General features: G+C 67.2%; 26 protein-coding genes. 13 read left to right on the top strand and 13 right to left on the bottom strand.

Features of this window, described 5'->3' with window-relative positions; all coding sequences use genetic code 11:
• The first annotated feature begins 65 nt into the window (after positions 1-65).
• From ACZLHH_RS13220 to ACZLHH_RS13180, 9 genes are all read left to right on the top strand, one after another.
• On the top strand, positions 66-377 hold the full coding sequence (locus tag ACZLHH_RS13220) for a DUF3817 domain-containing protein (RefSeq protein ID WP_180844449.1): 312 nt from the start codon (positions 66-68) through the stop codon (positions 375-377).
• A gap of 154 nt (positions 378-531) precedes the next feature.
• Positions 532-1,728 (top strand): MFS transporter, encoded by a 1,197-nt coding sequence (locus ACZLHH_RS13215; RefSeq protein WP_180844386.1) that lies wholly within the window; start codon positions 532-534, stop codon positions 1,726-1,728.
• The gene (locus ACZLHH_RS13210; RefSeq protein WP_180844387.1) at positions 1,725-2,918 is read left to right on the top strand and encodes an isochorismate synthase; all 1,194 of its coding nucleotides are present in this window, start codon (positions 1,725-1,727) and stop codon (positions 2,916-2,918) included. Before ACZLHH_RS13215 ends, ACZLHH_RS13210 begins: the two co-directional genes overlap by 4 nt.
• A complete protein-coding gene (locus tag ACZLHH_RS13205) occupies positions 2,915-4,567 on the top strand; it encodes a (2,3-dihydroxybenzoyl)adenylate synthase (protein ID WP_180844388.1) in 1,653 nt (550 codons plus the stop codon). The genes ACZLHH_RS13210 and ACZLHH_RS13205 overlap by 4 nt, the downstream gene beginning before the upstream one ends.
• Positions 4,567-5,199, top strand: coding sequence for an isochorismatase family protein (locus ACZLHH_RS13200; protein WP_049462780.1), 633 nt, complete (start codon positions 4,567-4,569; stop codon positions 5,197-5,199). The genes ACZLHH_RS13205 and ACZLHH_RS13200 overlap by 1 nt, the downstream gene beginning before the upstream one ends.
• Positions 5,199-5,456: a phosphopantetheine-binding protein gene (locus tag ACZLHH_RS13195; RefSeq protein ID WP_180844389.1), complete on the top strand. Its 258-nt coding sequence runs from the start codon at positions 5,199-5,201 to the stop codon at positions 5,454-5,456. Before ACZLHH_RS13200 ends, ACZLHH_RS13195 begins: the two co-directional genes overlap by 1 nt.
• A complete protein-coding gene (locus ACZLHH_RS13190; protein WP_180844390.1) occupies positions 5,453-9,343 on the top strand; it encodes an enterobactin synthase subunit F in 3,891 nt (1,296 codons plus the stop codon). The genes ACZLHH_RS13195 and ACZLHH_RS13190 overlap by 4 nt, the downstream gene beginning before the upstream one ends.
• Positions 9,334-10,092, top strand: coding sequence for a 2,3-dihydro-2,3-dihydroxybenzoate dehydrogenase (locus tag ACZLHH_RS13185; RefSeq protein WP_071229058.1), 759 nt, complete (start codon positions 9,334-9,336; stop codon positions 10,090-10,092). The genes ACZLHH_RS13190 and ACZLHH_RS13185 overlap by 10 nt, the downstream gene beginning before the upstream one ends.
• A gap of 253 nt (positions 10,093-10,345) precedes the next feature.
• The gene (locus ACZLHH_RS13180) at positions 10,346-10,792 is read left to right on the top strand and encodes an REP-associated tyrosine transposase (protein WP_132810293.1); all 447 of its coding nucleotides are present in this window, start codon (positions 10,346-10,348) and stop codon (positions 10,790-10,792) included.
• A 165-nt stretch (positions 10,793-10,957) separates the two neighbouring features.
• Here ACZLHH_RS13180 and ACZLHH_RS13175 read toward each other — a convergent pair whose 3' ends face one another.
• From ACZLHH_RS13175 to ACZLHH_RS13150, 6 genes are all read right to left on the bottom strand, one after another.
• Entirely contained in the window at positions 10,958-12,415 is a 1,458-nt protein-coding gene (locus ACZLHH_RS13175) for an esterase-like activity of phytase family protein (RefSeq protein WP_180844391.1), read from the bottom strand.
• A 21-nt stretch (positions 12,416-12,436) separates the two neighbouring features.
• On the bottom strand, positions 12,437-14,755 hold the full coding sequence (locus ACZLHH_RS13170; protein ID WP_180844392.1) for a TonB-dependent receptor: 2,319 nt from the start codon (positions 14,753-14,755) through the stop codon (positions 12,437-12,439).
• Positions 14,756-15,086: 331 nt separating this feature from the next.
• Positions 15,087-15,536 carry a DUF2894 domain-containing protein gene (locus ACZLHH_RS13165; RefSeq protein WP_429000436.1) on the bottom strand — a complete coding sequence of 150 codons (450 nt, stop codon included), beginning with the start codon at positions 15,534-15,536 and terminating at the stop codon, positions 15,087-15,089.
• Entirely contained in the window at positions 15,454-16,092 is a 639-nt protein-coding gene (locus ACZLHH_RS13160) for an OmpA family protein (protein ID WP_046986176.1), read from the bottom strand. Before ACZLHH_RS13160 ends, ACZLHH_RS13165 begins: the two co-directional genes overlap by 83 nt.
• Entirely contained in the window at positions 16,089-18,353 is a 2,265-nt protein-coding gene (locus tag ACZLHH_RS13155; RefSeq protein WP_197573150.1) for a DUF802 domain-containing protein, read from the bottom strand. The genes ACZLHH_RS13160 and ACZLHH_RS13155 overlap by 4 nt, the downstream gene beginning before the upstream one ends.
• A 10-nt stretch (positions 18,354-18,363) precedes the next feature.
• The gene (locus ACZLHH_RS13150) at positions 18,364-19,017 is read right to left on the bottom strand and encodes a DUF3348 family protein (RefSeq protein WP_180844394.1); all 654 of its coding nucleotides are present in this window, start codon (positions 19,015-19,017) and stop codon (positions 18,364-18,366) included.
• A gap of 145 nt (positions 19,018-19,162) precedes the next feature.
• Between ACZLHH_RS13150 and ACZLHH_RS13145 the strand changes: the two genes are divergently transcribed.
• The 4 genes from ACZLHH_RS13145 (at position 19,163) to ACZLHH_RS13130 (ending at position 22,122) form a co-directional block, all read left to right on the top strand.
• On the top strand, positions 19,163-20,080 hold the full coding sequence (locus tag ACZLHH_RS13145) for a M14 family metallopeptidase (RefSeq protein ID WP_032129976.1): 918 nt from the start codon (positions 19,163-19,165) through the stop codon (positions 20,078-20,080).
• An 84-nt stretch (positions 20,081-20,164) separates the two neighbouring features.
• Positions 20,165-20,575 carry a hypothetical protein gene (locus tag ACZLHH_RS13140; RefSeq protein WP_107433735.1) on the top strand — a complete coding sequence of 137 codons (411 nt, stop codon included), beginning with the start codon at positions 20,165-20,167 and terminating at the stop codon, positions 20,573-20,575.
• A complete protein-coding gene (locus tag ACZLHH_RS13135; protein ID WP_180844396.1) occupies positions 20,572-21,270 on the top strand; it encodes a hypothetical protein in 699 nt (232 codons plus the stop codon). The genes ACZLHH_RS13140 and ACZLHH_RS13135 overlap by 4 nt, the downstream gene beginning before the upstream one ends.
• A gap of 96 nt (positions 21,271-21,366) precedes the next feature.
• Positions 21,367-22,122, top strand: coding sequence for a DUF3307 domain-containing protein (locus ACZLHH_RS13130; RefSeq protein ID WP_134951469.1), 756 nt, complete (start codon positions 21,367-21,369; stop codon positions 22,120-22,122).
• 49 nt (positions 22,123-22,171) lie between these two features.
• On the opposite strand, the gene ACZLHH_RS13125 is transcribed toward ACZLHH_RS13130, so the two are convergent.
• The 7 genes from ACZLHH_RS13125 to ACZLHH_RS13095 all read right to left on the bottom strand — a co-directional run bounded on the left by ACZLHH_RS13125 (position 22,172) and on the right by ACZLHH_RS13095 (position 26,335).
• Positions 22,172-22,564 carry a diacylglycerol kinase gene (locus ACZLHH_RS13125; RefSeq protein WP_180844397.1) on the bottom strand — a complete coding sequence of 131 codons (393 nt, stop codon included), beginning with the start codon at positions 22,562-22,564 and terminating at the stop codon, positions 22,172-22,174.
• An 82-nt stretch (positions 22,565-22,646) separates the two neighbouring features.
• Positions 22,647-23,273, bottom strand: coding sequence for a hypothetical protein (locus ACZLHH_RS13120; protein WP_180844398.1), 627 nt, complete (start codon positions 23,271-23,273; stop codon positions 22,647-22,649).
• A gap of 49 nt (positions 23,274-23,322) precedes the next feature.
• Positions 23,323-23,859, bottom strand: a complete 537-nt coding sequence (locus ACZLHH_RS13115) for a nuclear transport factor 2 family protein (RefSeq protein ID WP_180844399.1) — start codon at positions 23,857-23,859, stop codon at positions 23,323-23,325.
• Positions 23,860-23,931: 72 nt separating this feature from the next.
• A complete protein-coding gene (locus ACZLHH_RS13110) occupies positions 23,932-24,279 on the bottom strand; it encodes an RcnB family protein (protein WP_180844400.1) in 348 nt (115 codons plus the stop codon).
• A 161-nt stretch (positions 24,280-24,440) separates the two neighbouring features.
• On the bottom strand, positions 24,441-25,472 hold the full coding sequence (gene arsB / locus ACZLHH_RS13105; RefSeq protein ID WP_180844401.1) for an ACR3 family arsenite efflux transporter: 1,032 nt from the start codon (positions 25,470-25,472) through the stop codon (positions 24,441-24,443).
• 14 nt (positions 25,473-25,486) lie between these two features.
• Positions 25,487-25,990, bottom strand: a complete 504-nt coding sequence (locus tag ACZLHH_RS13100; protein ID WP_180844402.1) for an arsenate reductase ArsC — start codon at positions 25,988-25,990, stop codon at positions 25,487-25,489.
• Positions 25,991-26,005: 15 nt separating this feature from the next.
• Positions 26,006-26,335, bottom strand: a complete 330-nt coding sequence (locus tag ACZLHH_RS13095) for an ArsR/SmtB family transcription factor (protein WP_180844403.1) — start codon at positions 26,333-26,335, stop codon at positions 26,006-26,008.
• Between the last annotated feature and the right edge of the window lie 11 nt (positions 26,336-26,346).

The following is a 26,346-nucleotide window of genomic DNA, read 5'->3' as shown; positions in this document are numbered from 1 at the left end:
GCATCTGCGTATCATTCGCATTTGATATCCCGATGCTGGAGCTCCGCGTGACCCAACGTTCCCCCATGCACCCGGCCGGACGCCTGTTCGCGGTGGTCGCTTTCATCGAGGCCGTGACCTGGGCCGGCCTGCTCATCGGCATGTGGATGAAGTACGGCCCCATGGCCAGCGTTGCACTGGTGAAGCTGTTCGGCCCCCTGCACGGCGTGGCGTTCCTGGTCTACGTGGCGGTGACGCTGTTCGCGGCAGTACGCCTGCGTTGGCCGTGGTGGGCCAGTGCCCTGGCCCTGCTGGCGGCGATCCCGCCGCTGGTGACGCTGCCGCTGGAGTGGTGGTTCAAGCGCCGTGGTCTGCTGGGCCTGCGTGCAATGCGCTGAACCCACTGTTGCATGCCCATTCAAGAGAATGGGTATCAAATGCAAATACGAGCCGTTATCATTTAAGGATGGCATCGGGCCCTGAGCAGGACCGGTGCCGGGCGGGGGCGTACAGACGCGCCCGGCCATCCTTTCCTGTTACGGCTGGTGTTTCATGCACGCACGTCCCGTCGTTCCCGGCTTGCCGGCGCTGGTGTTGGCTGCCCTGATCGGCACCATGGCGATGATGTCCTTCGTCGCCGTGATCGGCCCGGTGGTCCGCATGCTCGGCTTGTCCGAGTGGCATGCCGGCCTCTCGGTCACCGCCGCCGGTGTGTTGTGGATGCTGGCCGCGCGCCCGTGGGGCCAGCTCAGCGACCGCATCGGCCGCAAGCGCGTGCTGATGCTGGCGATGAGTGCCTACACCGTGGTCTACATCGCGCTGGCGGTGTTCATCGACGTGGCCCTGCAGGCGGTGCCGCCTGTGTTGGTATCGGTGCTCGTGCTGGTCGGTGCGCGTGGCCTGATCGGCCTGTTCTACGCCGCGGTGCCTCCTACCGCTGCCGCGCTGATCGCCGACAAGGCACCGACCGGGCAGCGTGCGAAATTCCTCGCTCGCCTGGGCAGCGCCAACGCGCTGGGCATGGTGCTTGGCCCGGCCGCCGCTGGCTGGCTGGCCTATACGAATCTGTCGCTGGCGCTGTATGTGGCCGCATTGTTGCCGCTGCTTGCGCTGGCATTGCTGGCGTGGCGGTTGCCGGCCACACCGCCGGTGGAGAGCGCTTCTGCGCAACGCCGCCAGCCGATGAGCCGTCTCGACCCGCGCCTGCGCCTGCCACAGCTGGCGGCGTTCATCGCCATGATCTCGGTGACCATCGCGCAGGTCACGGTCGGCTTCTTCGCAATCGACCGCCTCGGCCTGGATGCAGCGGCGGGCGCGCGCATGGCCGGCATTGCACTCACAGCGGTTGGCATCGGCCTGATCCTGGCGCAGGCGTTGGTGATGAAGCTGGAGGTACATCCACGCCGCTGGATCGTCCTCGGCGCGCTCATTTCCGGCATCGGCTTCGCTTCGGTGGCGGGCGTGCAGCAGGCTTGGCAGTTGCCGGCGGCGTACGCGCTGGCCGCGTTCGGCATGGGTTTCGTATTCCCCTCGTTCCAGGCGCTGGCCGCCGATGCGGTGGAGGCGCACGAGCAGGGCGCCGCGGCCGGCACGGTGGCGGCCGCGCAGGGGCTGGGCATGGTGGCCGGGCCGATGCTCGGCACGCTGTTGTATCGCGGCGGGCCAAGCCTGCCTTACCTGCTGGTCGGCGCGCTGCTGCTGTTGCTGTGCGCGCTGGCCGCAGCGCATCGGATGAAGGAGACCCCATGAACGATTCCCTGATGCAGGGCGCGTGGCCGGAGGCTGCGCCAGCGCCGCAGGAGAACACCGACGACGCGTCGCTGTTCCTGCTGCAGCATGCGGGCCAGCACGTGCACGCACGCGGGTGCCGCGCCGCGCTGCCGGTCGGTGCACTGGCGACGCTGGCAGAGCGCGTTTCGGAGTTCTTTGCCCAGCAGCGCGGTGGTCCGGGCCTGTTGGTTGGCGCGGTGCCGTTCGAACCGCGTGCGGACGATGCGTTGTACCAGCCCGAGCGCCTGTTGCCTGTGCTGGCATTGCAACCGCAGGCCGCACCGCCGCTGGACGGCGCCCTGCGGGCCGAGCCTGTGCCGCAGGACTATGCGTCAGCGGTTGCCGCGGCGGTGCAGGTCCTGCGTGCGCCCGAGCAGAACCTGCACAAGGTGGTGCTGGCGCGCAGCCTGTTGGCACGCACCCGCCAGGCGCTGTCGCCGGACGTGCTGCTGGCGCGCCTGGGCGCGGATCCGTCGGTGGCGACCTACGCGGTGCCGTTGCCGGTGGAGCTGGGCCAGGCGCCGGCGTGGCTGGTGGGGGCAACCCCGGAACTGCTGCTGCGCAAGCGCGGTGCCGAACTGCTGTCGCATCCGCTCGCCGGTTCAGCACGCCGCAGCGCCGATGCTGCCGAGGACGAGCGTGCCGCGCAGGCGCTGCTGGCCTCGACCAAGGACCATGACGAGCATCGCCATGTGGTGGACGCCATCGTCGAGGGCCTGGCACCGTACTGCAGCCACATCGATGCACAGCCACGGCCGATGCTGCATGCCACCGCCAGCATGTGGCACCTGGGCACCCGCATCCATGCCACCCTGAAGGATCCGCAGACGTCTGCCGCCGAACTGCTGGCACAGCTGCACCCCACGCCGGCGGTCTGCGGTACGCCGCGGCTGGCGGCACTGCAGCGCATCCGCGAACTGGAACCGGTGCCGCGCGGCTTCTACGCCGGCGCCGTGGGCTGGCTGGATGCGCAGGGTGACGGCGACTGGTACGTGGCGATCCGCTGCGCACGCCTGCAGGGCACGCAGCTGCGCCTGTATGCCGGTGCCGGCATCGTCGCCGAATCGGAACCCGAGGCCGAGGTGGCCGAAACCGCGGCGAAGTTCGCTGCCCTGTTGAACGCGCTGGGTGTCCATGAATCCGCGCCCGCCATCGAGCCTGCCGCATGACTACCTCCATTGATTCCTCCCGCCTGCCACTGCAGCAGGTGTGGCCTGATGAACTGATGGCGCGCTATCGCGAGGCCGGCCACTGGCGCGGCGAGACCTTCCCGGCGTTCCTGCGCGAGCGCGCGGAACGCTATGCGGATGACATCGCGGTGGTCGCCGGCGATGTCCGCCTGAGCTACGCGCAGCTGTGGCACGAAGCCGGTCGCATCGGTTCCGGACTGCTGGCACTCGGCCTGCAGCCCGGTGAGCGGGTGCTGGTGCAGCTGGGCAACACCGCCGGATTCATCACCACCGTATGCGGACTGTTCCGTGCGGGTCTGGTGCCGGTATACGCGTTGCCGGCGCATCGCATCACCGAACTGGTGCACTTCGCCAACAAGGCCGAGGCCAGTGCCTACATCACTGCCGACCTACACGATGGCTTTGATCATCGCGGGCTGGCGCGGGCGCTGCAGGCCGAGGTGCCGGCACTGCGCCACGTGGTCATTGACGGCGATGCGGCGGAGTTCACCGCGCTGGAGGCGCTGCAGGGCGATCGCAGCGAGCTGCCGGCCGACCCGGATCCGCAGTCGGTGGCGTTCCTGCAGATCTCCGGTGGCAGCACCGGCCTGTCCAAGCTGATCCCGCGCACGCACGACGACTACATCTATTCGTTCCGCGCCAGCAATGACCTCTGCGGCATCGACCGCGACAGCGTCTACCTGGTCGCGCTGCCGGCCGCGCACAACTTCCCGATGAGTTCGCCCGGCTTCTTCGGTGCGCTGTATGCCGGCGCCCGCGTGGTGCTCAGCCCCGGTCCCGGCCCGGATGCGGCCTTCCCGCTGATCGCCCGCGAACAGGTGACCTGCTGCGGACTGGTGCCGCCGCTGGCGCTGCTGTGGGCGCAGGCAGCGGCTACGAGCAAGCACGACCTGTCCAGCCTGCAGGTACTGCAGGTAGGCGGCGCCAAACTGGTACCGGAAGCCGCACGGCGAGTGATCGACGGCCTGGGCTGCACCCTGCAGCAGGTGTTTGGCATGGCCGAAGGCCTGGTCAACTACACCCGGCTGGATGATCCGGAGGAACTGATCGTGGCCTGCCAGGGCCGTCCGATCAGTCCGGACGACGAAGTGCGCGTGGTCGATGACCACGACCAGCCGGTGGCCGAAGGCGAAGTGGGCCATCTGCTGACCCGCGGCCCGTACACCATCCGTGGTTACCACAACGATGCGGTGGCCAACGCGCGCTCGTTCACCGACGATGGGTTCTACCGCACTGGTGACCGCGTGCAGCAGTTGCCCGGCGGCTATCTGGTGGTGCAGGGCCGTGCCGGTGACCACATCAACCGGGCGGGCGAGAAAATCTCCGCCGAGGAGATTGAAGATCACTTGCTGGCCCACCCTGGTGTGTTCGACGCCGCCGTGGTCTCCATTCCCGACGAGTATCTCGGTGAGCGCAGCTGCGCGTTCGTGATCCAGCAGGGGGAGCCGATCAAGGCGCCGGCACTGAAAGCCTGGATGCGTACGCGCGGCCTGGCGGCGTTCAAGGTGCCGGACCAGGTCGTGTTCGTCGACAGTTTCTATACCACCGCGGTCGGCAAGATCAGCCGCCGCGAACTGCGCGCGCAGCTGCGTGCGCGTCATCTGCAACAGACAGGAGGAACGCGCTGATGGCGCTGCCCCGCATCACCAACTATTCCTTGCCGACCGCTGCCGAACTGCCGCAGGCGCGCGGGCCCTGGCGCCCGCAACGCGATCGTGTCGCGCTGCTGGTACACGACATGCAGCGCTACTTCCTGGCCGCGTTCGATGCCGGAAACGCGCCGCTGCGGCCGGCGGTGGACAACATCGCGCGCCTGCTTGCGCATTGTCGCGCACATGGCATTCCGGTGTTCTACACCGCGCAGCATGGCGACCAGGACCGCCGCGACCGTGGCCTGCAGGCCGACCTGTGGGGCCCGGGCATGCGCCGCAGTGCCGATCATGAGCCGATCATCGAGGCGCTGGCACCACAGCCGGGCGAGCATGTGCTGGTGAAGCACCGCTACAGCGCGTTCCAGCGCAGCAACCTGGAGACGCTGATGCGGGTGCGTGGCCGCGACCAGCTGCTGGTGACCGGCGTGTACGCCCATATCGGCTGCACCGCGACCGTGGTGGAGGCGTTCCAGCGCGATATCGAGGCGTTCATCGCAGCCGATGCGGTGGCGGATTTTTCGCGTGCCGATCACGATCAGGCGCTGCACTGGATCGCACGCACCTGTGGCGTGCCGATGACCACCGATCAGTTGCTGGAGGTGCTGTGATGGCTGCCACGGGTGATGCGCTGGATCTGGAGCGGATGCGTGCCGACGTTGCGCGCGTGCTGGAGTGCACGCCGGCCGAGATCGGTGACGACGACAACCTGATCGATCTGGACCTGGACTCGATGCGCATGCTGGGCCTGGTCCTGGCCTGGGGCAACACCGGCCTGCCGCTGGAGTTCTCGCAGTTGGCCGAGCACACCACGCTGCGCCAGTGGTGGGGTGTGGTGCAGACGCTGCAGGCCGCGCAGAACGCATGAACGCCGCTGCGCTGGCCACGCCGGTGGCACTGACCGAGGCCCAGTCGGGGCTGTGGTTCGCGCAGCGGCTGGCGCCGGACAATCCGTCATTCAATACCGCACATGCGGTGTGGATCGACGGTCCGCTGGATGTGGCCGCGTTTGTCGCCGCGGCAGACCAGGCAGCGGGCGAAGCCCAGGCCTTCGCACTGCGCTTTGCCGAGGGGGCCGACGGCCAGCCGTTGCAGTGGCATGACCCGTCGCACGTGCCGCTGCTGTCGGTGCGCGATCTATCCGGCGAGACAGACCCGGCATCGGCGGCGCGTGCCCTGATGCAGGCCGACCGGATCAGCGCGGTCGATCCGACCCGCGACCGCATAAGCCAGCAGGTGTTGTTCGATCTGGGTGGCCAGCGCTGGGTCTGGTACCTGCGCGTGCATCATCTGGCCGCGGATGGTTACGGCATGGCGCTGTTTACTGATCGCGTGTGCGCATTGTATGCCGGTCGTACGGATGAGCCGCTGCCGAGGCTGGCGGGCGTGCTGGTCGATGATGCCGCCTACCGTGCCGACCCGCGCCGCGCGCAGGCGGGGCAGTGGTGGCGCGAGCAGTTGCAGGGCGCACCGGCGGGCGTGGGCCTGGCCGGTACGCTGGCGGCCAGTGACGACGCGCTGCGTTGGGTGCAACCGTTGGATGCGCCGTTCCGCGAACGGCTGCTGCAGACATCAGTACGCTGGTTGCAGCCGTGGCCGGATGTGCTGGCCGCGTTGTCTGCCGAGTATCTGCGGCGGATGAGCGCGGCCGATGAGGTGGTGCTGGGCGTGCCCTACATGGGGCGGCTCGGCAACGCATCGGCGCGGGTGCCGGCGATGGTGATGAATGTGCTGCCGCTGCGGGTGGCGGCCGGCGAGGGCAGTGTCGAGGCGTTTACCCGGGCATTGGGCCGGCAGCTCAGCCAGGGCCGCAAGCACGGCCGCTACCGTGGCGAGCAGTTGCGCCGGGACATGGGTTTGGTGGGCGCGCAGCAGCGCCTGCACGGTCCGCTGGTGAATGTGCAGCCGTTCTACAAGCCACTGGCACTGAACGGCGTGCGGGCGACGCTGGAAGTGCTGTGCACCGGGCCGGTGGATGATCTGACGCTGGGCTTCCGTGGCGACGGCCAGCACCTGCTGGATCTGGAGATCGAGGCCAATCCCGCGTTGTACAGTCGGGAGGATGTGGAGGCGCACGCGACCCGGTTGCTGCATTTCGTGTCGGCGGCGCTGGAAGCTGAAGATATCGCGGCGGTGCCGCTGGCTACCGTCGCAGAAGCGCAGCAGGTGGTGCATGCTTTCAATGCCACCGCGCATGCGCTGCCACCCACCACGTTGGTTGAACTGCTGCAGCAGGGCATGGACCGTGATCCGCACGCGCCCGCGCTGGTCTTCGGCGATGCCGAGCTGGACCACGCCACGCTGGAGGCGCGCAGCTTCGCACTGGCCGCGCAGCTGCGCTCGGTGGGTGTTGGGCCTGGCAGCGTAGTGGCGGTGGCGCTGCCACGCTCGCTGGAATTGGTGATCGCGCTGGTGGCGGTCCTCCGTGCGGGCGCCGCCTACCTGCCGCTGGATCTTGCCCATCCCGATGAGCGCCTCGCGCGTATTCTCGCCTCGGCGCAGCCGGCGTGCGTACTGGCTGCGGCAGAGGTATCGGCGCGCATGGACGGCGTGCCGGTGCTTGCCCCCGATCAATGGACCGCGCTGAGTTTCGCAGCACCGTGGGCCGATCCGGCGCCCAGCGATGCAGCCTATGTGATCTATACCTCCGGCTCGACTGGCGAGCCGAAGGGCGTGGTCATCGAGCACCGTGCCATCGTCAATCGCCTGCTGTGGATGCGCGAGCACTACGGCATCCGTTCCGATGACCGTGTTCTGCAGAAGACCCCGGCGACCTTCGATGTTTCGGTCTGGGAATTCTTCCTGCCGCTGCTGTGCGGCGCGACGCTGGTGGTGGCGGGTCCGGACGCGCATCGTGATCCGACCGAGCTGGCACGGCTTGTGCGTGCCCACTACATCACCACCGCACATTTCGTGCCGTCGATGCTCGACGCGTTCCTTGCCGCGCCGGCCTCCGAAGGCCTGCAGCTGCGCCGCGTGTTCACCAGTGGCGAGGCGCTGGACGCATCGCTGCGTGATCGTTTCCATGGGCGCGTGCAGGCCGAACTGCACAACCTGTATGGCCCGACCGAAGCGGCAGTGGACGTAAGCTACTGGCCGGCTTCGGCGCAGGACCGCTCACGGCCGGTACCGATCGGCTTCCCGGTCTGGAACACCCGCCTGTACGTGCTGGACGCGCGGATGCAGCCGCTGCCGGTGGGTGTGCCGGGCGACCTGTATCTGGGGGGCGTGCAGCTGGCGCGCGGCTATCTCGGTCGCGATGACCTGACCGCCGAACGCTTCCTGGCCGATCCCTTCCTGCCAGGGGAGCGCATCTACCGTACTGGCGACGTGGCGCGCTGGCGCAGTGACGGCGCAGTCGAATATCTGGGCCGCAGCGACCACCAGGTGAAGCTGCGCGGCCTGCGCATCGAGCTGGGCGAGATCGAGGCGGCACTGCGTACGCTGCCGGGCATGGAGCGGGTGGAAGTGCTGCTGCGCCAGGATGCACCCGGTGATGCCCGGCTGGTGGCCTATGTGCCAGCGGCGCTTGCCGATGCCGTGATGCTGCGCAGCCACCTGGCCACGCGCGTGCCGGACTACATGGTGCCGTCGGCGTTCGTTGGCGTGGATCAGTGGCCGGTGACCGCCAACGGCAAGCTCGACCGCAACGCGTTGCCGAAGCCGCCGCAGAACGAGATTGCCGGACTGGCGCCGCGCACGCCGCTGGAACAGGAGCTGGCGGTGCTGTTTGCCCAGGCACTCGGGCGTGAAGCGCCCGTGGCGGTCGATGCGGACTTCTTCAGCCTCGGCGGCGACTCGCTGTCCGCGGTGCACCTGCTGCTGGCGATCGAACAACGCTGGCGCTGTGACCTCGGCCTCGGTGCCTTGTTCGCGCAGCCGACCGTGGCCGCATTGGCGACGCGCATTCGCGAACCGCCGGCGCTGGCCGACCACGCGTTGGGGCCGGTGATCTCGTTGGCTGCCACTGATGCTGACGGGCCCACTCCGTTGTTCGTGCTGCACCCGGCCGGTGGCATCGCCTGGAACTACCGAACGCTGGCGCGCGCCCTGCAGCCGGCACGCCCGGTATATGGCCTGCAGTCGCCCGCGCTGGATCCGAAGCAGCCGTTGCCGTCCAGCATCGAAGCCATGGCCAATGACTATGTGCAGCGGGTGGTCACGTTGCAGCCGAAGGGACCGGTGCATCTGCTGGGCTGGTCGGTGGGGGGCATCCTCGCCCAGGCGATGGCGGTGCGCCTGCATGAAATCGGGCGTGAAGTCGGTGAACTGGTGCTGCTCGACGCCTACCCCAGCGAATGCTGGCGGGCTGAGCCGGAACCCGATGCCATCGCCGCATTGCGTGCGCTGCTGGCGATTGCAGGCCATGACCCGGAGGCGCATCCGGAGCTGGACAGCCGTGAACGCATTCTTGGTTTCCTGCGCCGTGGCGGTAGTGCGCTCGGTAGCCTGCCGGATGTAGTGCTCGATGGCGTGGTGCGTGCGGTGACCGGCACCAACCGGTTGATCCGCGAACACATCCACCAACCGTTCGACGGCACGCTGGTGCACGTGCGCGCTGGCCGGGATCATCAGGCGCGGCCGCAGCTGCAGTCGGCGTTGTGGCGCACGCACGCGCGCAGGGTGCAGGCGCTGGAACTGCCGTTCCTGCATGCCGAGCTGACCGGCCGCGATGCGGTGGCGCAGCTGGCACCGTGGTTGTCGGCGCGCCTGCGCCACTGGGATGAGCAAGAGGAGATCGCAACATGCAGTTGACCGGCTTTGAAGGTCGCGTGGCACTGGTGACCGGCGCCGCCGGCGGCATCGGCGAGGCCCTGGTACGGCTGTTGGCCGAGGCCGGCTGCACGGTGGTGGCAACCGACCGTGAGGCGCCCGCGGTGGTGGATGCACGTGTGCAGGCGTTTGCACTCGACGTGACCGACAGCGCAGCGGTGGACGCCCTGGTGGATCGTGTGGAAGCCGGCATCGGGCCCATTGGCCTTGCCGCCAGCGTGGCGGGTGTTCTGCATGTGGGAGCTGTTGCGGAGACCACAGATGCCGACTGGCGCCGGGTGTTCGCAGTCAATGCCGATGGCGTGTTCCATGTTGGGCGTGCGCTGGCGCGGGTGATGTCACCGCGTGGTCAGGGCGCGATCGTCACCGTCAGTTCGAACGCCGCCGGCGTGCCGCGGCACGGCATGGCCGCCTATGCCGCGTCCAAGGCCGCCGCCACGATGTTCACCCGCTGCCTCGGGTTGGAACTGGCGCCGCTGGGCATCCGCTGCAACATCGTCGCCCCGGGTTCAACGCTGACCCCGATGCAGACCGGCATGTGGCAGGACGCGCACGGTGCCGAGCGGGTGATCGCCGGCAGCCTGGAGACGTACAAGGCCGGCATCCCGCTGCGCAAGCTGGCCACCCCGGAAGACATCGCTCATTCGGTGATGTTCCTGCTCTCCGAGCAGGCCGGGCACGTGGCAATGAGCGACCTGTACGTCGACGGCGGCGCCACCCTGCGCGGCTGAGTCCTGTCGATACCGGCCGGCAACCCATGGCCCCGGTAGTGCCGGCCGCTGGCCGGCAATCCATGGTCCCTGGTAGTGCCGGCCGCTGGCCGGCAACCCATGGTCCCTGGTAGTGCCGGCCGCTGGCCGGCAGCCCATAGTCTCCGGTAGTGCCGGCCGCTGGCCGGCAACCTCATTCAACTTCAGACATCTCCGAACTTCCATCGAGGCATGGCCTGACGTTCAACGCGCAATGATCGCTCCACCATGGGGCATGAGCAGCCATCGCCTCCGCCTGGGCCGGCGTTCCATTGTCGGTCAGGTCTACGTTCTGACAACGACCACACATCAGCGCCGCCGGCTCTTTGAAAGCGAAGCTGCAGTGGCATGTGTAATCGACCAGCTCCATTACATCGAACAGCGCGGGCTCGTACAGTCACTCGCATGGGTCGTCATGCCGGATCATGTCCACTGGATGTTCGAGCTGCGTGCAGCTCATCTTCCAGACATTGCGCGCCGAATGAAGTCGTCGAGCGCGCTTGCCCTGAATCGCCTGGCGGGTCGTCGAAGTACGGTGTGGCAGCCAGGCTACTTCGATCATGCCGTGAGGGCCGAGGAGTCGCTGGCGCGGCAAGCGCTGTACATCCTGGGGAATCCGGTACGCGCCGGTATTGCCCGGCAGATTGGCGAGTATCCGCATGCGTGGTCGGCCTGGACGTGATGCCGGCCAGCGGCCGGCACTACCGGTTGCGGTGAGGGCTGAGCAGGCGCTGTACATCCTGGCGAACCCGGTACGCGCCAGTATTGCCCCGCAGGTTGGCGAGTATCCGCATGCGTGGTCGATATGGGCGTGATGCCGGCCAGCGGCCGGCACTACCCGTTGCAGTCAGGGTAGGGTCAGTCGGTAGACCAGAACGCGGTTGTCGTTGTCGTACGGGCTGTCGCAGGATTGGCCCTGCATGCGGCAGTGGCGGGCGATGAAGTCGTTGTCGTTGCCGATCAGCAACAGCACGTCGTTCGGATGCTGCGGGTCCAGCGCTGGCAGTACGTCCATGGCTTCCCACTTTTCCGAGAGCAGCCCGGCATGCGGGCCGCGCTTGGTGTTCAGGTCAAGGCCGGCACGCGCCAGCTGGGGGCGGTCGAGCAGGTTCAGCAGTTCGTCGCTGCGTGCGGGCACGATGCCGTCCTTCAACACGGTGCCCGCCGGGTCGGCCAGCACCGAGGCCGTACCGGACTCATAGTTGCTTCCTGCCAGGTTGCTGGCATCGGCCACATCCACCAGCAGCACCGACTTGTAGACGATCGGGTCATCGCCGTCCTTGCCCAGACCGTTGCCATCGCGGGCCAGCAGCAGGAAGCGGTGGGCATCCAGTGCACGTAGCTCGCTCTGCGCGGCGGTACGGTCCAGCTTGCCCTTGCCGTCGTGTGCATAGGCGGGCAGGGCCATCACGTAATGGCCGATCGGTTGCTGCGGCGTCGGCGAGGCCGTCACGTCGTAGACCAGCACGCGGGTGTTGATGCGCCCGGCCGCGTTGCCTTTTGCGCTGTCCTGCAGCGTGGCGCTCTGAAGGGCCACGAACAGGCGGGTACCGTCGGGGGACAGGCCCATGCCTTCCACGCCCTGGTTGTTGCGGCGCCCAGTCTGCGGCGCCGCCAGCGAACCGAAGGCGGGCTTGCCATCGCGCTGCGGACGGATCGCCGGCGGCGCCACGATCACGCCCTGCAGCTGGCCCTGTGCATCGAAGTAGTAGACGTTGGCGGTGTACTCATCGCCGATGTAGAAGTGGCCATCGGCGGTGAACTGCAGCGACTCCGCATCCAGCGAGACCTTGCCCGCGCCTGCGCCGCTGGCCGGTGAGGGCAGCACCACCTCGCGCTGGGTGATCGTGTGCTCACCCGGGTCGGCACCGGTGAACGGCTGCCCCTTGAAATCCTTAAGTACCACGCCCTTGTCGGGCACCATGCTCAGCGTGCCAAGCGCAGGCTTGCCCGGGGTAACGTCGATGCGCAGCTGCATGCGCTCCACGCGACCGGCGTAGTCGTAGAACAGGCCGGCCTCGGGATCATTACGACCGCGGTCGGGCAGGGTCCAGAGCACGCCTTCGTAGCCGCTGGCAGTGCGCTTCCAGGTGCCGGGCTGCACCGCCAGCGATGAAAACGAGCCCAGCGTATCGCCGAGGAAGTCCACCGTGCCCGCGGGCAACCGTCCGGCAGCGACCAGGCCCTTGTCCACATAGGTACGACCGCCCAGCTGCAGGGTGCGCGGTGGTGCACCCGTTGCCTCATGCGGAGCGGAGTATCCGCTGGCGGAGAGGGTGGCCAGCAGCAGGGCGGTCGTGAGCATCAGTGGACTCCGGGCGGAAGATCAGAAGCGAAGGTCGATCGTACCGAACACCTGGCGCGGTGCCGAGGCATGGAACACGTACAGCTTGCCGGCCGGGTCGCTGGGCGCGAACACGCTCGAATCCAGGTTGCTGGCGTAGCGTTTGTTGGTCAGGTTGGTCACGTTGAACGACAGGCGCATGCCCTTGGCGAAGCCGACCTGGCCGAAGTCATAGCCACCGGCCAGATCGAACACGGTAAAGCCGCCGAAGCCCTGGTCGTTGGTGTAGGTGTAGAAACGTTCGCCGGTGTACTTGCCACGCAGGCTGGCGAACCAGCCGTTGTCGCGCCAGGTGATCTCGGTGGCCAGCAGCTGCTTGGGCGTATCGGTCTGGATCTTGCCCTTGATCTGCTGCTCGACACCGGCCTGCACGTAGTTGGAGGCGTAGGTCGAACGGTTCAGCGAGGCCGAGGTGTACCAGCTGAAGTGCTCGTTCGGGGTCCACAGCACGGTCAGCTCGGCACCGCGGCTGTCGACGCCGCCCACGTTGTAGAAGCGGTTGCCGCAGGTCGGGCCGACCGGCTGCCGCGAATCGCAGGGGTTGTACTGAAGCAGGCGGTTGTCGAAGCGCACGCTGTAGGCCGCGATCGAGGCCTGCACGGTATCGGTGACGAAGCGATAGCCGGCTTCGAGTGAGCGCGACTCCTCCGGTTTCAGGTTGCCCTGTGCGTTCCAGGTCGCCTGGCTGACCGCCTGCGGACCGAGCTTGAAGCCGCCCTGGAACATGGCGATGTTCTCGGCATAGCTGGCGAAGATCTCGTGGTGCTCGGTCAGGCGGAAGTTGGCGCCGATGCTGGGCAGGAAGTTCTTGCTGGCCTTCAACGACCCGGTGGCGAACTGGTTGTTGGAGGTCGGCGAGATCGGCGTCTTCGCGTCGCCCGGCAGTGCCTGTGCATCGGAGGTGGCATGCGGGCTCTTGGCGCCGAACTCCAGGGTCAGGCGATCATCGAGCAGGCGCCAGGTGTCCTTCAGGAAGAACTGGTGAGTCTTCCAGCGGGTGCGCTGGGCGAACACGCCGACATCCGAGGGCAGGGTGTTCATGCCGCTCAGGTCGCGCGGGCCGTCCACCGCAGTCTGGTAGCGCTCGGCGCTGCTGGTGTTGCGCTCGTACCAGACGCCACCTTCGATGCGGTGTGCGCCCAGCTCCCAGTCGAACGACAGCGTGCCGCCATCGCGGTCGATGGTGTAGATGGTGTTGCGGAAGATGATCGGAATCTCCTGCGCGGTGCCCTTGTTCGACCACGCGCCGCTGTTCCAGTTGTGGCCTTCGCCACGGTCGTCGTGGTGGTAGGCCAGCGCACGCAGGCTGAAGCCATCGGCCAGGAAGAAATCACCTGCCAGGTAGTACAGGTTGTCGTCGCGCAGGATCTGCCCGGCGGTGAAGGCACCGTCGGCATCCTTGTCCGGGCCGCTGCTGTCGCACTTCTTCGCATTGAAGCTGGCGGTGTTGCAGTAGGCCTTGGCCACCGCCTTGTTCCAGTCCGGCGCGTAGCCGCCCCAGTCCCAGCCCAGGCCGCGCGACATCTCGTCCTTGGACAGGTAGAAGTAGTCGGCCTGGGTGGTGCGCGAGGTATCGACGAAACCGGTGATCTGGCCGCGGCCAAAGTTCCACACGCCCTTGGCGTTGAACTGCTTGGTGGTGGATTTGTTGTAGGCGGTCTGGTCGTTCCACAGATCGGAGACGGCATTCATGCCGGAAACGTAGCCGGAGAAGCCGTTGTACTCGCCGCTGTCCACGCGCACGAAGGTGCGGCGGTTGGCATCGCTGCCGAAGGTCTGCACCACGCGGCCACCCAACTCCTGGGCTGGGCGGTCAGAGGTATACGAGATGGTGCCGCCGAGGTTGCTGGTGGACGGCGTGCCGAGGCTGCCGATGCCCACCGCCAGTTCCGCGCCGGCCATGTTCTCGCTGATCAGCGCACGGTTGATGGTCAGGCCGTTGTAGTTGTTGTACGCGCCATCGCCCAGCGGCACGCCGTCGAGCGTGTAACCGAGACGGGTGGAGTTGAAGCCGCGCAGGCTGAGGGTCATCGACTGCTCGTTGGTGCCCAGCGCATCGGCCGACTGCGCGTTGACGCCAGGTAGTAGATTGAGCGTCTTCTGCAGGCTGGTGCCCGGCGGCAGGATGTCGAGGTTCTCGCGGGTGATGCGCTGCACCTGGCGCGCTTCACCGCTGCCGATCACCGAAACCGCATCGAGATCGGTGGCGGACGTGCCAGTGGAGGTCGGGGCAGCATCCTGCGCCCAAGCCGCGGGAGCGAGCGCGATCGACAGCGCAGCGGCCAACAAAGTCTTCGTCATGTTACGGACACTCAGGCAGGCACGAGCCACCGCACGGGCGCGGAGCTCATGGAGTTCAAAAGGGGAGACAACCGATGCGACCGGTGGCGCTGCAGGCGCCGTGGGTCAACGTGAAAATGGTGCGCTAGACAGATGACTGTCTGGTGACACTGCTATGCGCGTGGCATGCGGACGCATGCATTGGTAGATGCCAACCTTGGTTGGTATGCGCAGCGTCGAACAGACGCTGCGCTGCTCTGTCGCAGGAGCGCCAACCAAGGTTGGCATCTACCAGGGCAGGTCAGGCCTATCGGTTCAGGCAGCGCCGAACGAGGTCGGCATCAACGCGCGATCAACCCGCGTTGCGCGGCTTGCGCGTGCGCTTTGGCTTTGCAGTATCGCCGCCGCTGGCGGCGCCATCCTGCAGCGCCTGCAGCCACGACAGGGTGTCCACGTAGTCGATGAAATGCCGCAGGTAGCCTGGGCTGGTCGCCTGCATCGTGTCCAGCATGCGTTGCACCAGCACCGCCGAGTTCAACGGGCCGCCATCGGCCGGAGCCTCGGTGCGCAGCGAGCGGCGCACCTGCAGTTCGCTGCGCAGTTCCGACCACTCGCGCTGCACCTGCTGCAGCATCGGTACCTGCGGGTAATGCGGCAGCGAACGCGATCCCGCATCGAGATCGCGCACCAGTGCGCGCAGGCCCTCCAGTGCGGGCGGCTTACTTGGCATCCGCGGCCTTGGGCTTGGGAATCGGCGCGATTTCCACGCGACGATTGCGCGCGCGGCCGTCTTCGCTGGCATTGGAGCTGACCGGCTGCTCGCTGCCGAACGCGGCGGCGAATACCGCGTCAGCCGGTACGCCATCGGCAATCAACGTGCGGGTCACGGTCAGCGAACGCTGTGCCGACAGCTCCCAGTTGTCGGCGAAACGCCGGTTGCCTTCGCGCACCGGTGCGTCATCGGTGAAGCCGCTGACCATCAGGATCTCTTCGCGCGTCCCCAGATAGGCGGCCAGCGGTGCGGCCAGGCTGCGCAGCAGCTCCTGGCCTTCCGGCTGCAGCTGGTCCGAGTTCAGTGCAAACAACACGCTGCCGCTGATGCCGATGCGTCCATCGACCAGGGTCACGCGACCGGCGGCCAGCGGGCCCGCCAGCGCCTGTTCCAAGGTCTGCAGGCGCTTGGCTTCGGCCTGGCGCTGCTTCACTTCCTGGTCCAGTCGCTGCGACAGCTCCAGCTGCACGGCAACCACACCGACCAGTATCAGCACGAACGCGCCCAGCAGCACCGACATCAGGTCGCCGAAGGCGGCCCAGATCGGGGCGTGTGAGCCGCCGTCGACCTCCAGCTCGTCGCTCATGCGCTGCCGGCCTTGCCGCGGCGCGTGGCCAGCTGCTGCAGTTCTTCCATCACCTGCTTCTGCGACAGCAGGCTGAGGTCGACCACCTCGCGTGCCTGCGCCACGTAGTAGGCCAGCTGCTCGTCGCTGCGGGCCAGCGAGGCATCCAGTGCGCCGCCGATCTGTTCCAGGCGGCCGGACAACTCGGTGGAGGCGCTGCCGAACTGCGCAACCGCGTCGCCGAAGGCGCCAGCCAGCTGGCCGACGTCACCGGCGCTGCCGCTGAGCGCCGCAGCAATGCCATCCAGCTTTCCGGTCTCGGCGGCGATATGGTCGGTGAAGCGGTTGCCGACGCGTTCCAGCAGCTCGGCCGAACCACCGACCAGCGCGTCCACGGCGGTGCGCTGTTCGTGCGAGGCATGGTTGATCGCATCCAGCAGGGTCTGCACGGTGGCCAGCAGCCGGCCGCGTTCTTCCAGCATCGCGTTGTCGCGCACCAGGCTCTCGGAGAGCGTGCTGCGCAGCTCGTTGATGACGTCGGCGGCGGCCTTCGGTGCAGCGGCCGCGGTCTGCAGCAGGGTGGACACTTCCGCCAGCGTGGCACTGGCCTGGGCGCGACCGTTTTCGCCGATCTGCTGTGCGGTGGCCGCCAGCGTGTCGCAGACCTGCTGCTGCTGCGCGGCCAGGCGTTCGCCGTTGGCCTGCAGGCGTTCGGCCAGCTCCGTGGAAACGTGCTGCAGGGCATCGCTCCAGCGCTGCAGGCGCTGTTCGTCGCCGGCCTGCAGCTGGGCCTGCAGCGCGGCGTGGGCCTGCTGCAGTTCGGCGCTGACCGCATCCCAGCGTGCCTGGCGCTGCTGCTCGCGGCTGTCCAGGCGGGCCTGCAGTTCGGCGTGCGCGGTGGCGGCGGCGGCCTGCGCGGCCTGCCACTGCTGCGAGCGCTGCTCTTCATGATCCTGCAGCAGCGACTGGCTGGCGCTGTGATGCTGTTCCAGTGCCTGCAGCAGCGCCTGCGCACGCGCGTCCAGATGCTCGCTGGTGGCCAGCAATGCCTGCTGCTGGCGTTCGACCAGCGCGGTATTCAATGCCTGCTGCTGATCGGCGGCGGCGCGCCAGGCCTCGGCATTGCCGCTGGCATCGGCCTGCAGGCGCTCGCCGATGCGCGCGACCAGTGCTTCGGACTGGGTGCCCTGGCCATCGCTGAAGGCCTGCAGGTGCTGCCGCAGATCACTCACCAGCGCCTGTTGTGCCTGGGTCTGCTCGCTCACCACCTTGGCCCAGCTGGCTTCGGTGGCGACGCGGCTGCGCTCGAAACCGTCGCTCAGGCCAGACAACTGCTGCTGCACCGCCTGTTCGACACGGGCATGCAGCGCCTCACCATGGTGGGCCAGGCCGGCCAGCGTGGTTTCGGCCATCGGCTGCAGCGCGCCACCGATGGCAGCGGCGCTGGCCTCGGCGCCTTCGCGCAGCGACTGCTGCAGCGAGACGGCCAGGCGTTCCTGCAGCGCCTGGCTCTGGGTCAGGAACTCGGCCTGGCCGGCCAGCAGGCGCTCATTGGCGGCCGCACTGTGCTGTTCGAAGGTGCTGGTCATCGCCTGCAGGCGGTCGACCAGCGCCGGCAGCGCGGCGGACTGTGCCTGCAGCAGGCGCAGCGATTCGGCGCGCTGCCAGGCCTGCGAGTACGGGTGCAGGTCGCCGGCAATGGCACGGTCCAGCTGCTGCACGGCCTGCAGGCGGTCACGGCGCAGCAGCGCCGCCAGCAGGCCGAGCATGGCCGAGCTGGCCACACCGGCGATCGAGGTGCCGAATGCCACGGCCAGGCCCTGCACCGGCGAGGCCAGCGAGCCGCGGATGGCGGCCATGTCGGTCGCGCTCTGCAGGGCCAGGCCGGTGCCGCGCAGGGTGTCCATCATGCCCAGCAGGGTGCCGAGCATGCCCAGCAGCACCAGCAGTCCAACCAGATAGGGGGTCAGCACCGGCGCGGGCAGGGCGGTGCGCTCGCCTTCCACGCGCAGGCGCACGGCGTTGCGCAGGCCCATCGGCACGCGCTCCAGCCAGGGGGCAAGGCTTTCCTTCGCGCTGGAGAGATCGCTCAGCGCGCTACGCAGGCCGTTGCTGGCCTGCCGATAGCGGTACAGCTCCACGCCACCGGCGATGTAGCAGGCCGCGATGATCGCCGCCACCGCTGCACCCAGCGGATGCACCGAAACGTAGCCAATGCCGATCCAGCACACGGCCAGCAGGCCGACAAGGAAAACAACGACATGGAAAGCAGTTCTGGACATGGTGTTCCGGTCAGTGGGAGCGCAGGGCGTCTTGCAGCCCTTCGATCGGGTGGAAGCGCAGCTGCAGCTCGGCAAGCAGCAGGGTGCGCATGTCATGGCGGAAGGCCGTGCGCCAGCCGGGCTGGCCGTGCACGCGTTCAAAACGGGCGCCGAGCACCGCCGGCGCGGTGGCCAGCAGGCTGTGCTCGCGCGGGGTGAGTGTCTGTTCCATCACCGCATCGACCTCGGCCAGCCGTGCCAGCTCGGGTGAGACCTGCACCAGCTGATCGCGCAGGCGGCCCCGCAGGCGCCCGGTGGCGGTCTGGATGGCCTGCTGCAGCACCCGATAGCGCTGGCGCAGCGAGGCGAAGTTGGGTGCGGCGGCGGCTTCGGCCAGGTCCAGTAGACGCTCGGCCTCGGCATCCTCACTGATCGAGGCCAGCAGGCTGGCATGGGCCTGGGCGCAGTCGCCCAGCACATCCTCGGCCGCTTCGGTGGCCTCACCCGGCTCGGGCAGGCGTCCGCCGAGCGCCCCGGACAGGGCCACGGCACGGCTCCAGTCCACCCACTGGCCGAGGCGTTCGGTCAGGGCGGGACTGCTGGCCGGCATCGCGCCGTCGCTGAGACGGGCGAGCAGGCGGAGGAATTCCGGTCCACCCAGGACCGGCTGCGCTGCTTTCGCCATCAAGGGGTGAGGGGCCAAAAACCGTTGATTTTACAACCAGATGACCCGGCCTGGATGAAGGCGGGGCGGGGGGAGGGGACCCGCAGGTGCGACAAGGCTTAGAATGACCGGCTGCACCCATCCCGTTCGACCCTTGGAGTACCCCATGACTGTTGCGCAGTTCTACCCGATCGGCACCCCCGGACAGCCCTGGGGCGACGCGGAACGCGCACAGTGGCGGGCGCGCCAGCAGCGTCAGCGCAGCTACCACGACGACGTGGTGGCCGCCCTTGAACGCCTGGACGACAGCTTCGATGTGATCCAGTACGGTCAGCTGGACTATGCACCTGACCATTACCCGCTGTTCGCCGTGGTCAACCACGACTGGAACCCGGCGCTGCCGACCGCGCTGATCACCGGTGGCGTGCATGGCTACGAGACCAGCGGCGTGCACGGCGCGCTGCAGTTCCTGGAACAGCAGGCCGAGCGTTACCTGGGCCGGCTGAACCTGATCGTGGCGCCGTGCGTCAGCCCGTGGGGCTACGAGCGCATCCAGCGCTGGAACCCGGATGCCATCGACCCGAACCGCAGCTTCCGTGACGGCGGCCAGATCGAAGAGGCCGCCGCGCTGATGCGCTGGGTGGCTGAGCGCAAGCCGAACCTGCTGGTGCACCTGGACCTGCACGAGACCACCGACAGCGACCTGCACGAGTTCGATCCGGCGCGCTGCGCCCGCGACGGCAAGCCGTTCGAGCGCGACACCATTCCGGATGGCTTCTACGTGATCGGCAACAGCGAAGATCCGCAGGCGGAATTCCAGAAGGCCCTGATCGCCGCAGTGGCGCCCATCACCCACATCGCCCCCGCAGACGCCGAAGGCAACCTGGTCGGCCTGCCGCTGCAGTCGCCAGGCGTGGTCTGGGGTGAGTCGCGTTCGATCGGCGCCTGCGCCGGCTTCACCGACGCGCGCTTTGCCACCACCACCGAGGTCTACCCGGACAGCCCGCGCACCAACCCGCAGGAATGCAATGATGCGCAGGTGGCGGCGGTGTGCGCAGGCCTGGATTTCGCCCTGACGAAGTAAGGCACGTGGGTGTGCAAGCGGACCCGGCAGGTTCCTGCACGATGCGCCGGGTCATAGGATCGATTGTCGGGTTACGATCGGGCGATGACCACGATCAAGATTCTGCTCCGGCCATCACTCGTATCGGTCCTGGTGGCGACGACCGCACTCGGTGGATGCAAGCTGTCGGTGCTCGATCTGACGCCGCCGCGGGTGATCCAGCTGTCCTGCAGCAGCACAAGCGCCACGCCCCAGGCGCCGATGGTGTTGATCCTGGACTCCGGCCAGGCGTCGGTGGTCTGGGTCAACCGTCCGAGCGCGCGCGCGGGCAGGCTGGAGGTGGAGGCAAACGTGTATCGGCTGGATTTTCCGCCGGTCGCTGGCGCGGGCAGGCTGCAGGCGGTGATCAACCGCTACGACGGTAGAATGGCGTTGAGCGGGCCCGGCACAGATGTGGCCGGCGCTGCCCAGCCGCAGATGTCCTGTGAGGTACAGCCTGTGCAGCCCAAGGTATGAACATGCCCGATACATCGTCTGATCTGATTGCCGTGCTTACCGGCGACCTGGTCAAGTCCACGGAGATGGACGCGGCCACCATTGATGACGTCCGTGAAGTGATTTCCGTGGCCGTGGCCCAGGCCATGGAGTGGCCTGGGCCGGGCATTGTCGGCCCCGAGTTCTACCGGGGCGACGCCTGGCAGCTGGCGGTCACCCAGCCGCACGGTTTCCTGAGGTTGGCGACCTGGATCAAGGCCAAGCTTGCCGCGTCGGAGTCGCGGGCGCGCACGCGGATCGCGATTGGACTGGGTACGGTAGAGGCATTGGACCGGAAGGCGGTGTCGCGTTCGCTGGGTGAGGCATTCGTGCTGTCCGGTCGGTTGCTTGAATCCATGGGGCGCACGCAGGACATGGACGTAGCCCTGCCAGTACAACGGGAGAATCTGTACTGGTTACCGGCAGTGGTGTCTGCCTGTGATGTTATTGTCGCGCGCTGGACACGCAGTCAGGCTGAGGTGGCGTCGTTGTTTCTGATCCCCGATGCCCCCTCGCAGTTGGAAGCTGCCAATGCGTTGAACCGGCACCGACAATCGGTGAACCGGGTCTATCACGATGCTGGCGTCTTTGCCTTGCTGGCGCTGATCACCGCGGCTGAACGTGCACTGATGCAGCCGTACGGGAGTGTTCATGGTTCTGGAAAAGCAACTAAATAGCGTTGCTTTGGCTTAAGCAACTAAATTTCGTTGCTTTTGGCGGCGACTTGGCTATCGCGACGCGAGCCACAGGAAGGACTCACAGGCAGAAAGGACATGCTTGAAACGCTGCTCGTACTGTTGACCGCTCACCTTGTCGCCGATTTCGTGCTGCAGACCACGAAGATGATCGCGCGCAAGCAGGAACTGCATGGCCTGCTGCTGCACGTAGCAGTGGTGCTGCTCGTCATCGCCGCGCTGACCGGTTCAATCAACCCATGGGTCTATCTCATCATCGGTTTCAGCCATGCGGTGATGGACTGGATCAAGGTGCATTGGCTCCCCGATGGCGTGCACGCATTCGTCATTGACCAGTTGGTGCATATCGCCTTCATCGTGTTGATCGCGTTGATGTTCCCTCACGTTGCCCGCGATGGCTGGTACGGGATGATCCCGACCCAGGTCCAACTGTTGATGTATCAGGGCATGTCGATCGCGAGCGGCTTGATCCTGGTGGTCAACGTCGGCGGCGTCCTGGTGGAGAAGCTGCTTGCGCCGTTCACGGCAGGACTCAATATGGGAAGCGCCGAATCGGCGCCTACGACCGCAGCCGTGCAGAGCGACGATCACAAGGGCATGCAGACCGCAGGGCGCTATATCGGGCGGCTGGAAAGAGGCTTGATCTTCATGTTCCTGCTGCTGGGCCAGCCGGAGGGCGTGGGGTTGATGCTGGCCGCCAAATCGGTGCTGCGCTTCGCCGACCGGCAGGCGCGGGCACACACCGAATATGTGATCATCGGTACCATGCTCAGCTTCGGTTGGGCCATCGCCGCAACCATGTTGACCAAGCTCGCCATCTCGCATTGGCGCTAGCGGCTGCGGCGTTGTGGCGCCGGGCCATGCCCGGCGGATCGGGCGCGAGCTAACCCAGCAGGATCACGCCCCACACCGTGCCGACCATCAGCAGTGCGGTGGTCTGGGCGGCGCTGCCCATGTCCTTGGCGTTCTTGGACAGTGGGTGGTGGTCAAGCGAGATGCGGTCGACCACCGCTTCGATGGCCGAGTTCAGCAGCTCCACCAGCAGGCTGATGAAGCAGACCGCCAGCACCACGGCGCGTTCGACCTGGCTGATGTCCAGCACGAACGCGGTGGTGATCAGCAGCGCATGCAGCAGCAACAGCTGCCGGAAGGCGGCTTCGCCACGGAAGGTGGCGATGAAGCCGTCGCGCGAATGGATCAGCGTGTAGAAGATGCGGCGAAGGCCGGTCTTGCCATGCGGGTACTTGCCGCTGTCCTTGGGGGAGGGTGGCTGCATGCCGGTCCTGCCATGAAGTGATCTCACGACAGGATGTGCAGGCGGGCGTCGGGAAAGCGTCGGACGCCCGTTGGATTTTCCTTCAGCCGGCCTGGCGCTGCGCCTGGATGGTCTGGTCGAGGGCATCCAGATCGTCCGTCGGCGAGGCCAGCCATGCCGGGTACGCCTCGGTCTCGACGAAGGCGGAGGATCGCAGCACATCATCGAACGCCGGATTGTCCTTCTCCGGGTGGCGCAGCAGGCCGGACATCAGCCCGCAGATGCGGACGGCCGCCTGGAAGGCGCCCTGCAGAGAACCGGCCGGCTCGGTGACCGTGTTGAGGAAGGCCGCATAGGCCGGGCCATCGAACACGAAATCCTCGCGGTTCTTGAATGCTTCGCCGCTGAGGTTGGTTTCGCCGGAGACGTGCCGGGAGAATCCCCAGGACCAGATGTCGAGGAAGCGCAGGTCATCCAGCATCCGGCGCGCATCGTCATTCAGTGGAACGGCGCCGGACAGGGCGTGCTCCAGCGTGGCCGCTGCGAACGGCTCGGTGCCCTGGTGGGCCAGGAAATCGCTCAGGCAGCGCAGTGCAGCGGGATGATGCGGGTCCAGTTGCAGCGCACGGTAGATCACGCGGGCGCCTTCCACGTGACGGCCCTGGGCGATGAAGATGGTGAGCGCGTGGTGGGCGAGCTGGTCGGCGCTGAGGTCGGCAATCCGGGTCATCGGGTCTGGCTGGCATGGACGGACGGTGGGCACCAGTCTGACAGATCACTCATTCGGCCGGGCTGCGTGAATCGCGGATCGAATAGATCACCGAGAAGATCTTCCAGCCCTGTTCGGTGCGGATCAGCTGCCACATTTCCTTCCCCCAGTTGGTCTTCACTCCATCGTCGTGGAAGCTGTAGTCAAACGACACCGAGGCCACATCGCCATCCGTTTCGATCTTCGTGCTGGAGAATGTCTCCTCCTTCGGTTTCGGCGAGGCAACAGCCCCGTCGATCAGCGCGATGAAGTTGTTGGCGGGAATCTGCCGTGCCTTGATCGCATCGGGCTTGGCCTTGCGGATGTCCTGCAGGCGCACATCCTCGGAAACATACTGCCAGCCGATGTCTTCCGGTTTGTCCGAGAAGAACAGGCCCATGTAGGTCGGCTTGTCCTTGTTGATCAGCGAGGTGCGGAACGATTCGACCACCTGTTCGATGGCTTTTTCATCGGCTGGACTGTGGGCTGGACTGTTGTTGCCGGCATGGCCTGGCGACGCTGACAGCAGAAGCGCGAGGAGGGCGAGTGGTGCTCTTGATGTCTGCATCTGCAGCTTCCGGGGACAAGGGGATGCTGCCGGGGCATTTCGTTACATCAGCGCCCCGGCGCATCCCCTCATTCAACGATGCAGCGCGTCGATGATCAACCCGGTAGCAATCTCCACCAGCAGGTACTCGCTATCGGACTGCCGGACCCAGCGCTGGTCGCGGCCCGGCTCGCGCAGGTGGTAGCGCGCATAGTCATCCACCCAGTAACGGCGGTCCACTTCCGCCCATGGCAGGCGCTCGCCGCGACGCCAGGCCTTCTTCTGCCAGCCCGGCGGCGGTGCATCACGGTTGTGCGGGCCACCGGCGTGCGGCGGTGGCCCGTTGCCGCGCGCATGGTGCGGCGGATCGGCGAAGGCCGGTGCCGCGGCCAGCGCGGCAGCCGTGGTCAAAACGATGGCGAACAAGCGTGCGGTGTTCATCGCAACCTCCGGGCCTTGCCGCTGCATGCGGCGTCGTGCCGTGAAGTATGGATCAGGGAGTGTGAACGGACTTTTGAGCTGTCACCGTTGCAGCAGGGCGCATTCCACGGCGTTGCAACTGGCGGCTCGGGCGCGACGCCGCCGCCTCAGGCATGGCCGCCTCAAACGCGCTCGCGTGCCTCATACCAGTCGCGTGACCGGTTCACGATCTTCACCACCGAAAGCATCACGGGTACTTCAATCAGCACCCCCACCACCGTGGCCAGCGCCGCACCGGAGTGGACACCGAAAAGGCCCACGGCCGTCGCCACCGCCAGTTCGAAGAAGTTGCTTGCGCCGATCAGTGCCGACGGCCCGGCCACACAATGCGCCACAGCCAGGCGCCGGTTGAGCAGGTAGGCCAGGCCGGAGGTGAAATAGACCTGGATCAGGATCGGGACCGCGATCAACGCAATCACCAGCGGCTGCTGCACGATCTGCCGGCCCTGGAACCCGAACAGCAGCACCAGCGTCAGCAGCAGCGCCGACAGTGACAGTGGCCCCAGCTGGCGCAGCGCCGTCTGCAGCCCGGGCTGGCCATGGCGCGACAGGATCCAGCGCCGCAGCAATGCGGCCACCAGTACCGGAACCACGATGTACAGGCCGACCGACAGCAGCAGCGTATCCCAAGGTACGGTGATGGCCGACAGCCCCAGCAGCAGCGCCACCACCGGCGCATAGGCCACCACCATGATCGCGTCGTTCAGTGCCACCTGGCTCAGTGTGAAGTTGGCATCGCCGCGGCACAGGTTGCTCCATACGAACACCATGGCCGTGCAGGGCGCGGCCGCCAGCAGGATCAGGCCGGCGATGTAGCTGTCGATCTGGCCGGCGGGCAGCCAGTCCGCAAAGACGTGACGCAGGAAGAGCCAGCCCAGCAGCGCCATCGAGAATGGCTTCACCGCCCAGTTGATGAACAGCGTCACCCCGATGCCTTTCCATTGCTGCCCCAGCTGGCGCATCGCACCAAAATCCACCCGCAGCAGCATCGGGATGATCATCAGCCAGATCAGCACCGCCACCGGCAGGTTGACCTTGGCCACTTCAGCCGCCGCCAGGGAGGCGAAAGCACCGGGCAGGAAGTGCCCGAGCAGCGTGCCGGTGATGATGCACAGCGCGACCCAGAGCGTCAGGTGGCGCTCGAACCGGCCCATGGGTGCCGCTGTGCTCATGGTGTGCGCGCTGCCGGCAGCAGGTGGCCGATCTGGTCCAGCGCCTGCTGCAGCATTCCGCGGTCCTGCCACACGTGCCCGGGCAGTGCCAGCAGGGCCTGCACGCGTGCCTTCACGATGGCATGCGCGTGGGCGAAGGCGGCGGCCTTGTCGGCATCGCTGCCCTCTGCCTCGGCTGGGTCCGGCAGGCCCCAATGGCTGCGGATGAAGTCACCGAACACCACCGGGCAGGCTTCGGCTGCCGCTGCATCGCAGACGGTGATCACCAGATCCATCGGAGCCGCGTCGGCGAACTCATCCCAGGATTTGCTGCGCAGTCCCGCGACCGGCATGCCTTCGGCGCGAAGCTGTGCAAGCGCGAATGGATTGACCTTGCCGGTCGGGTGGCTGCCGGCACTGTAGGCCGTGAAGCGGTCGCCGCCCCACGCGCGCAGGGTGGCTTCGGCCAGCACGCTGCGGGCGCTGTTGCCGGTGCAGAGAAACAGGATGGAGCGGGACATGATGGCGTTTCCGAATCAGCAGCTGCAGGGATTGCCCAACGGCGCGCACTGTTCGCTGGGCGAACCGGCGCAGCAGTTGTGCGTGAGGTACTCGATCAGGCCGCTCATTGCGCTGAAATTCGCGCGGTAGCAGACGTGGCGGCCCTGGCTCTCGCTCTCGACCAGGCCGGCCTGTACCAGCTCCTTCAGGTGGAAGCTGAGGGTGGCGGGAGGAACCTGGAGGGCTGTGGCGATGTCGCCGGCCATGCGACCGGCTGGGCCAGCTTCGACCAGCAGGCGGAAGGCTGCCAGGCGGGTGGCGTGGCCGAGTGCGGTGAGCGCAGCGATTGCATTTGATGTTTCCATATTTCTAGAAT

The sequence above is a fragment of the Stenotrophomonas sp. 28608_Sma genome (genome assembly GCF_056486185.1).
The sequence above is the reverse complement of the archived record's forward strand: the minus strand, read 5'-3'. Positions and strand labels throughout refer to the sequence as shown.

Excerpts from the sequence above, each read along its gene's own strand:
- ACZLHH_RS13220 (WP_180844449.1), top strand. The coding sequence starts at position 66 with ATGCACCCGGCCGGACGCCTGTTCGCGGTGGTCGCTTTCATCGAGGCC.
- ACZLHH_RS13215 (WP_180844386.1), top strand. The coding sequence starts at position 532 with ATGCACGCACGTCCCGTCGTTCCCGGCTTGCCGGCGCTGGTGTTGGCT.
- ACZLHH_RS13210 (WP_180844387.1), top strand. The coding sequence starts at position 1,725 with ATGAACGATTCCCTGATGCAGGGCGCGTGGCCGGAGGCTGCGCCAGCG.
- ACZLHH_RS13205 (WP_180844388.1), top strand. The coding sequence starts at position 2,915 with ATGACTACCTCCATTGATTCCTCCCGCCTGCCACTGCAGCAGGTGTGG.
- ACZLHH_RS13200 (WP_049462780.1), top strand. The coding sequence starts at position 4,567 with ATGGCGCTGCCCCGCATCACCAACTATTCCTTGCCGACCGCTGCCGAA.
- ACZLHH_RS13195 (WP_180844389.1), top strand. The coding sequence starts at position 5,199 with ATGGCTGCCACGGGTGATGCGCTGGATCTGGAGCGGATGCGTGCCGAC.
- ACZLHH_RS13190 (WP_180844390.1), top strand. The coding sequence starts at position 5,453 with ATGAACGCCGCTGCGCTGGCCACGCCGGTGGCACTGACCGAGGCCCAG.
- ACZLHH_RS13185 (WP_071229058.1), top strand. The coding sequence starts at position 9,334 with ATGCAGTTGACCGGCTTTGAAGGTCGCGTGGCACTGGTGACCGGCGCC.
- ACZLHH_RS13180 (WP_132810293.1), top strand. The coding sequence starts at position 10,346 with ATGAGCAGCCATCGCCTCCGCCTGGGCCGGCGTTCCATTGTCGGTCAG.
- ACZLHH_RS13175 (WP_180844391.1), bottom strand. The coding sequence starts at position 12,415 with ATGCTCACGACCGCCCTGCTGCTGGCCACCCTCTCCGCCAGCGGATAC.
- ACZLHH_RS13170 (WP_180844392.1), bottom strand. The coding sequence starts at position 14,755 with ATGACGAAGACTTTGTTGGCCGCTGCGCTGTCGATCGCGCTCGCTCCC.
- ACZLHH_RS13165 (WP_429000436.1), bottom strand. The coding sequence starts at position 15,536 with ATGCCAGCGAAGACGGCCGCGCGCGCAATCGTCGCGTGGAAATCGCGC.
- ACZLHH_RS13160 (WP_046986176.1), bottom strand. The coding sequence starts at position 16,092 with ATGAGCGACGAGCTGGAGGTCGACGGCGGCTCACACGCCCCGATCTGG.
- ACZLHH_RS13155 (WP_197573150.1), bottom strand. The coding sequence starts at position 18,353 with ATGTCCAGAACTGCTTTCCATGTCGTTGTTTTCCTTGTCGGCCTGCTG.
- ACZLHH_RS13150 (WP_180844394.1), bottom strand. The coding sequence starts at position 19,017 with ATGGCGAAAGCAGCGCAGCCGGTCCTGGGTGGACCGGAATTCCTCCGC.
- ACZLHH_RS13145 (WP_032129976.1), top strand. The coding sequence starts at position 19,163 with ATGACTGTTGCGCAGTTCTACCCGATCGGCACCCCCGGACAGCCCTGG.
- ACZLHH_RS13140 (WP_107433735.1), top strand. The coding sequence starts at position 20,165 with ATGACCACGATCAAGATTCTGCTCCGGCCATCACTCGTATCGGTCCTG.
- ACZLHH_RS13135 (WP_180844396.1), top strand. The coding sequence starts at position 20,572 with ATGAACATGCCCGATACATCGTCTGATCTGATTGCCGTGCTTACCGGC.
- ACZLHH_RS13130 (WP_134951469.1), top strand. The coding sequence starts at position 21,367 with ATGCTTGAAACGCTGCTCGTACTGTTGACCGCTCACCTTGTCGCCGAT.
- ACZLHH_RS13125 (WP_180844397.1), bottom strand. The coding sequence starts at position 22,564 with ATGCAGCCACCCTCCCCCAAGGACAGCGGCAAGTACCCGCATGGCAAG.
- ACZLHH_RS13120 (WP_180844398.1), bottom strand. The coding sequence starts at position 23,273 with ATGACCCGGATTGCCGACCTCAGCGCCGACCAGCTCGCCCACCACGCG.
- ACZLHH_RS13115 (WP_180844399.1), bottom strand. The coding sequence starts at position 23,859 with ATGCAGACATCAAGAGCACCACTCGCCCTCCTCGCGCTTCTGCTGTCA.
- ACZLHH_RS13110 (WP_180844400.1), bottom strand. The coding sequence starts at position 24,279 with ATGAACACCGCACGCTTGTTCGCCATCGTTTTGACCACGGCTGCCGCG.
- arsB (WP_180844401.1), bottom strand. The coding sequence starts at position 25,472 with ATGGGCCGGTTCGAGCGCCACCTGACGCTCTGGGTCGCGCTGTGCATC.
- ACZLHH_RS13100 (WP_180844402.1), bottom strand. The coding sequence starts at position 25,990 with ATGTCCCGCTCCATCCTGTTTCTCTGCACCGGCAACAGCGCCCGCAGC.
- ACZLHH_RS13095 (WP_180844403.1), bottom strand. The coding sequence starts at position 26,335 with ATGGAAACATCAAATGCAATCGCTGCGCTCACCGCACTCGGCCACGCC.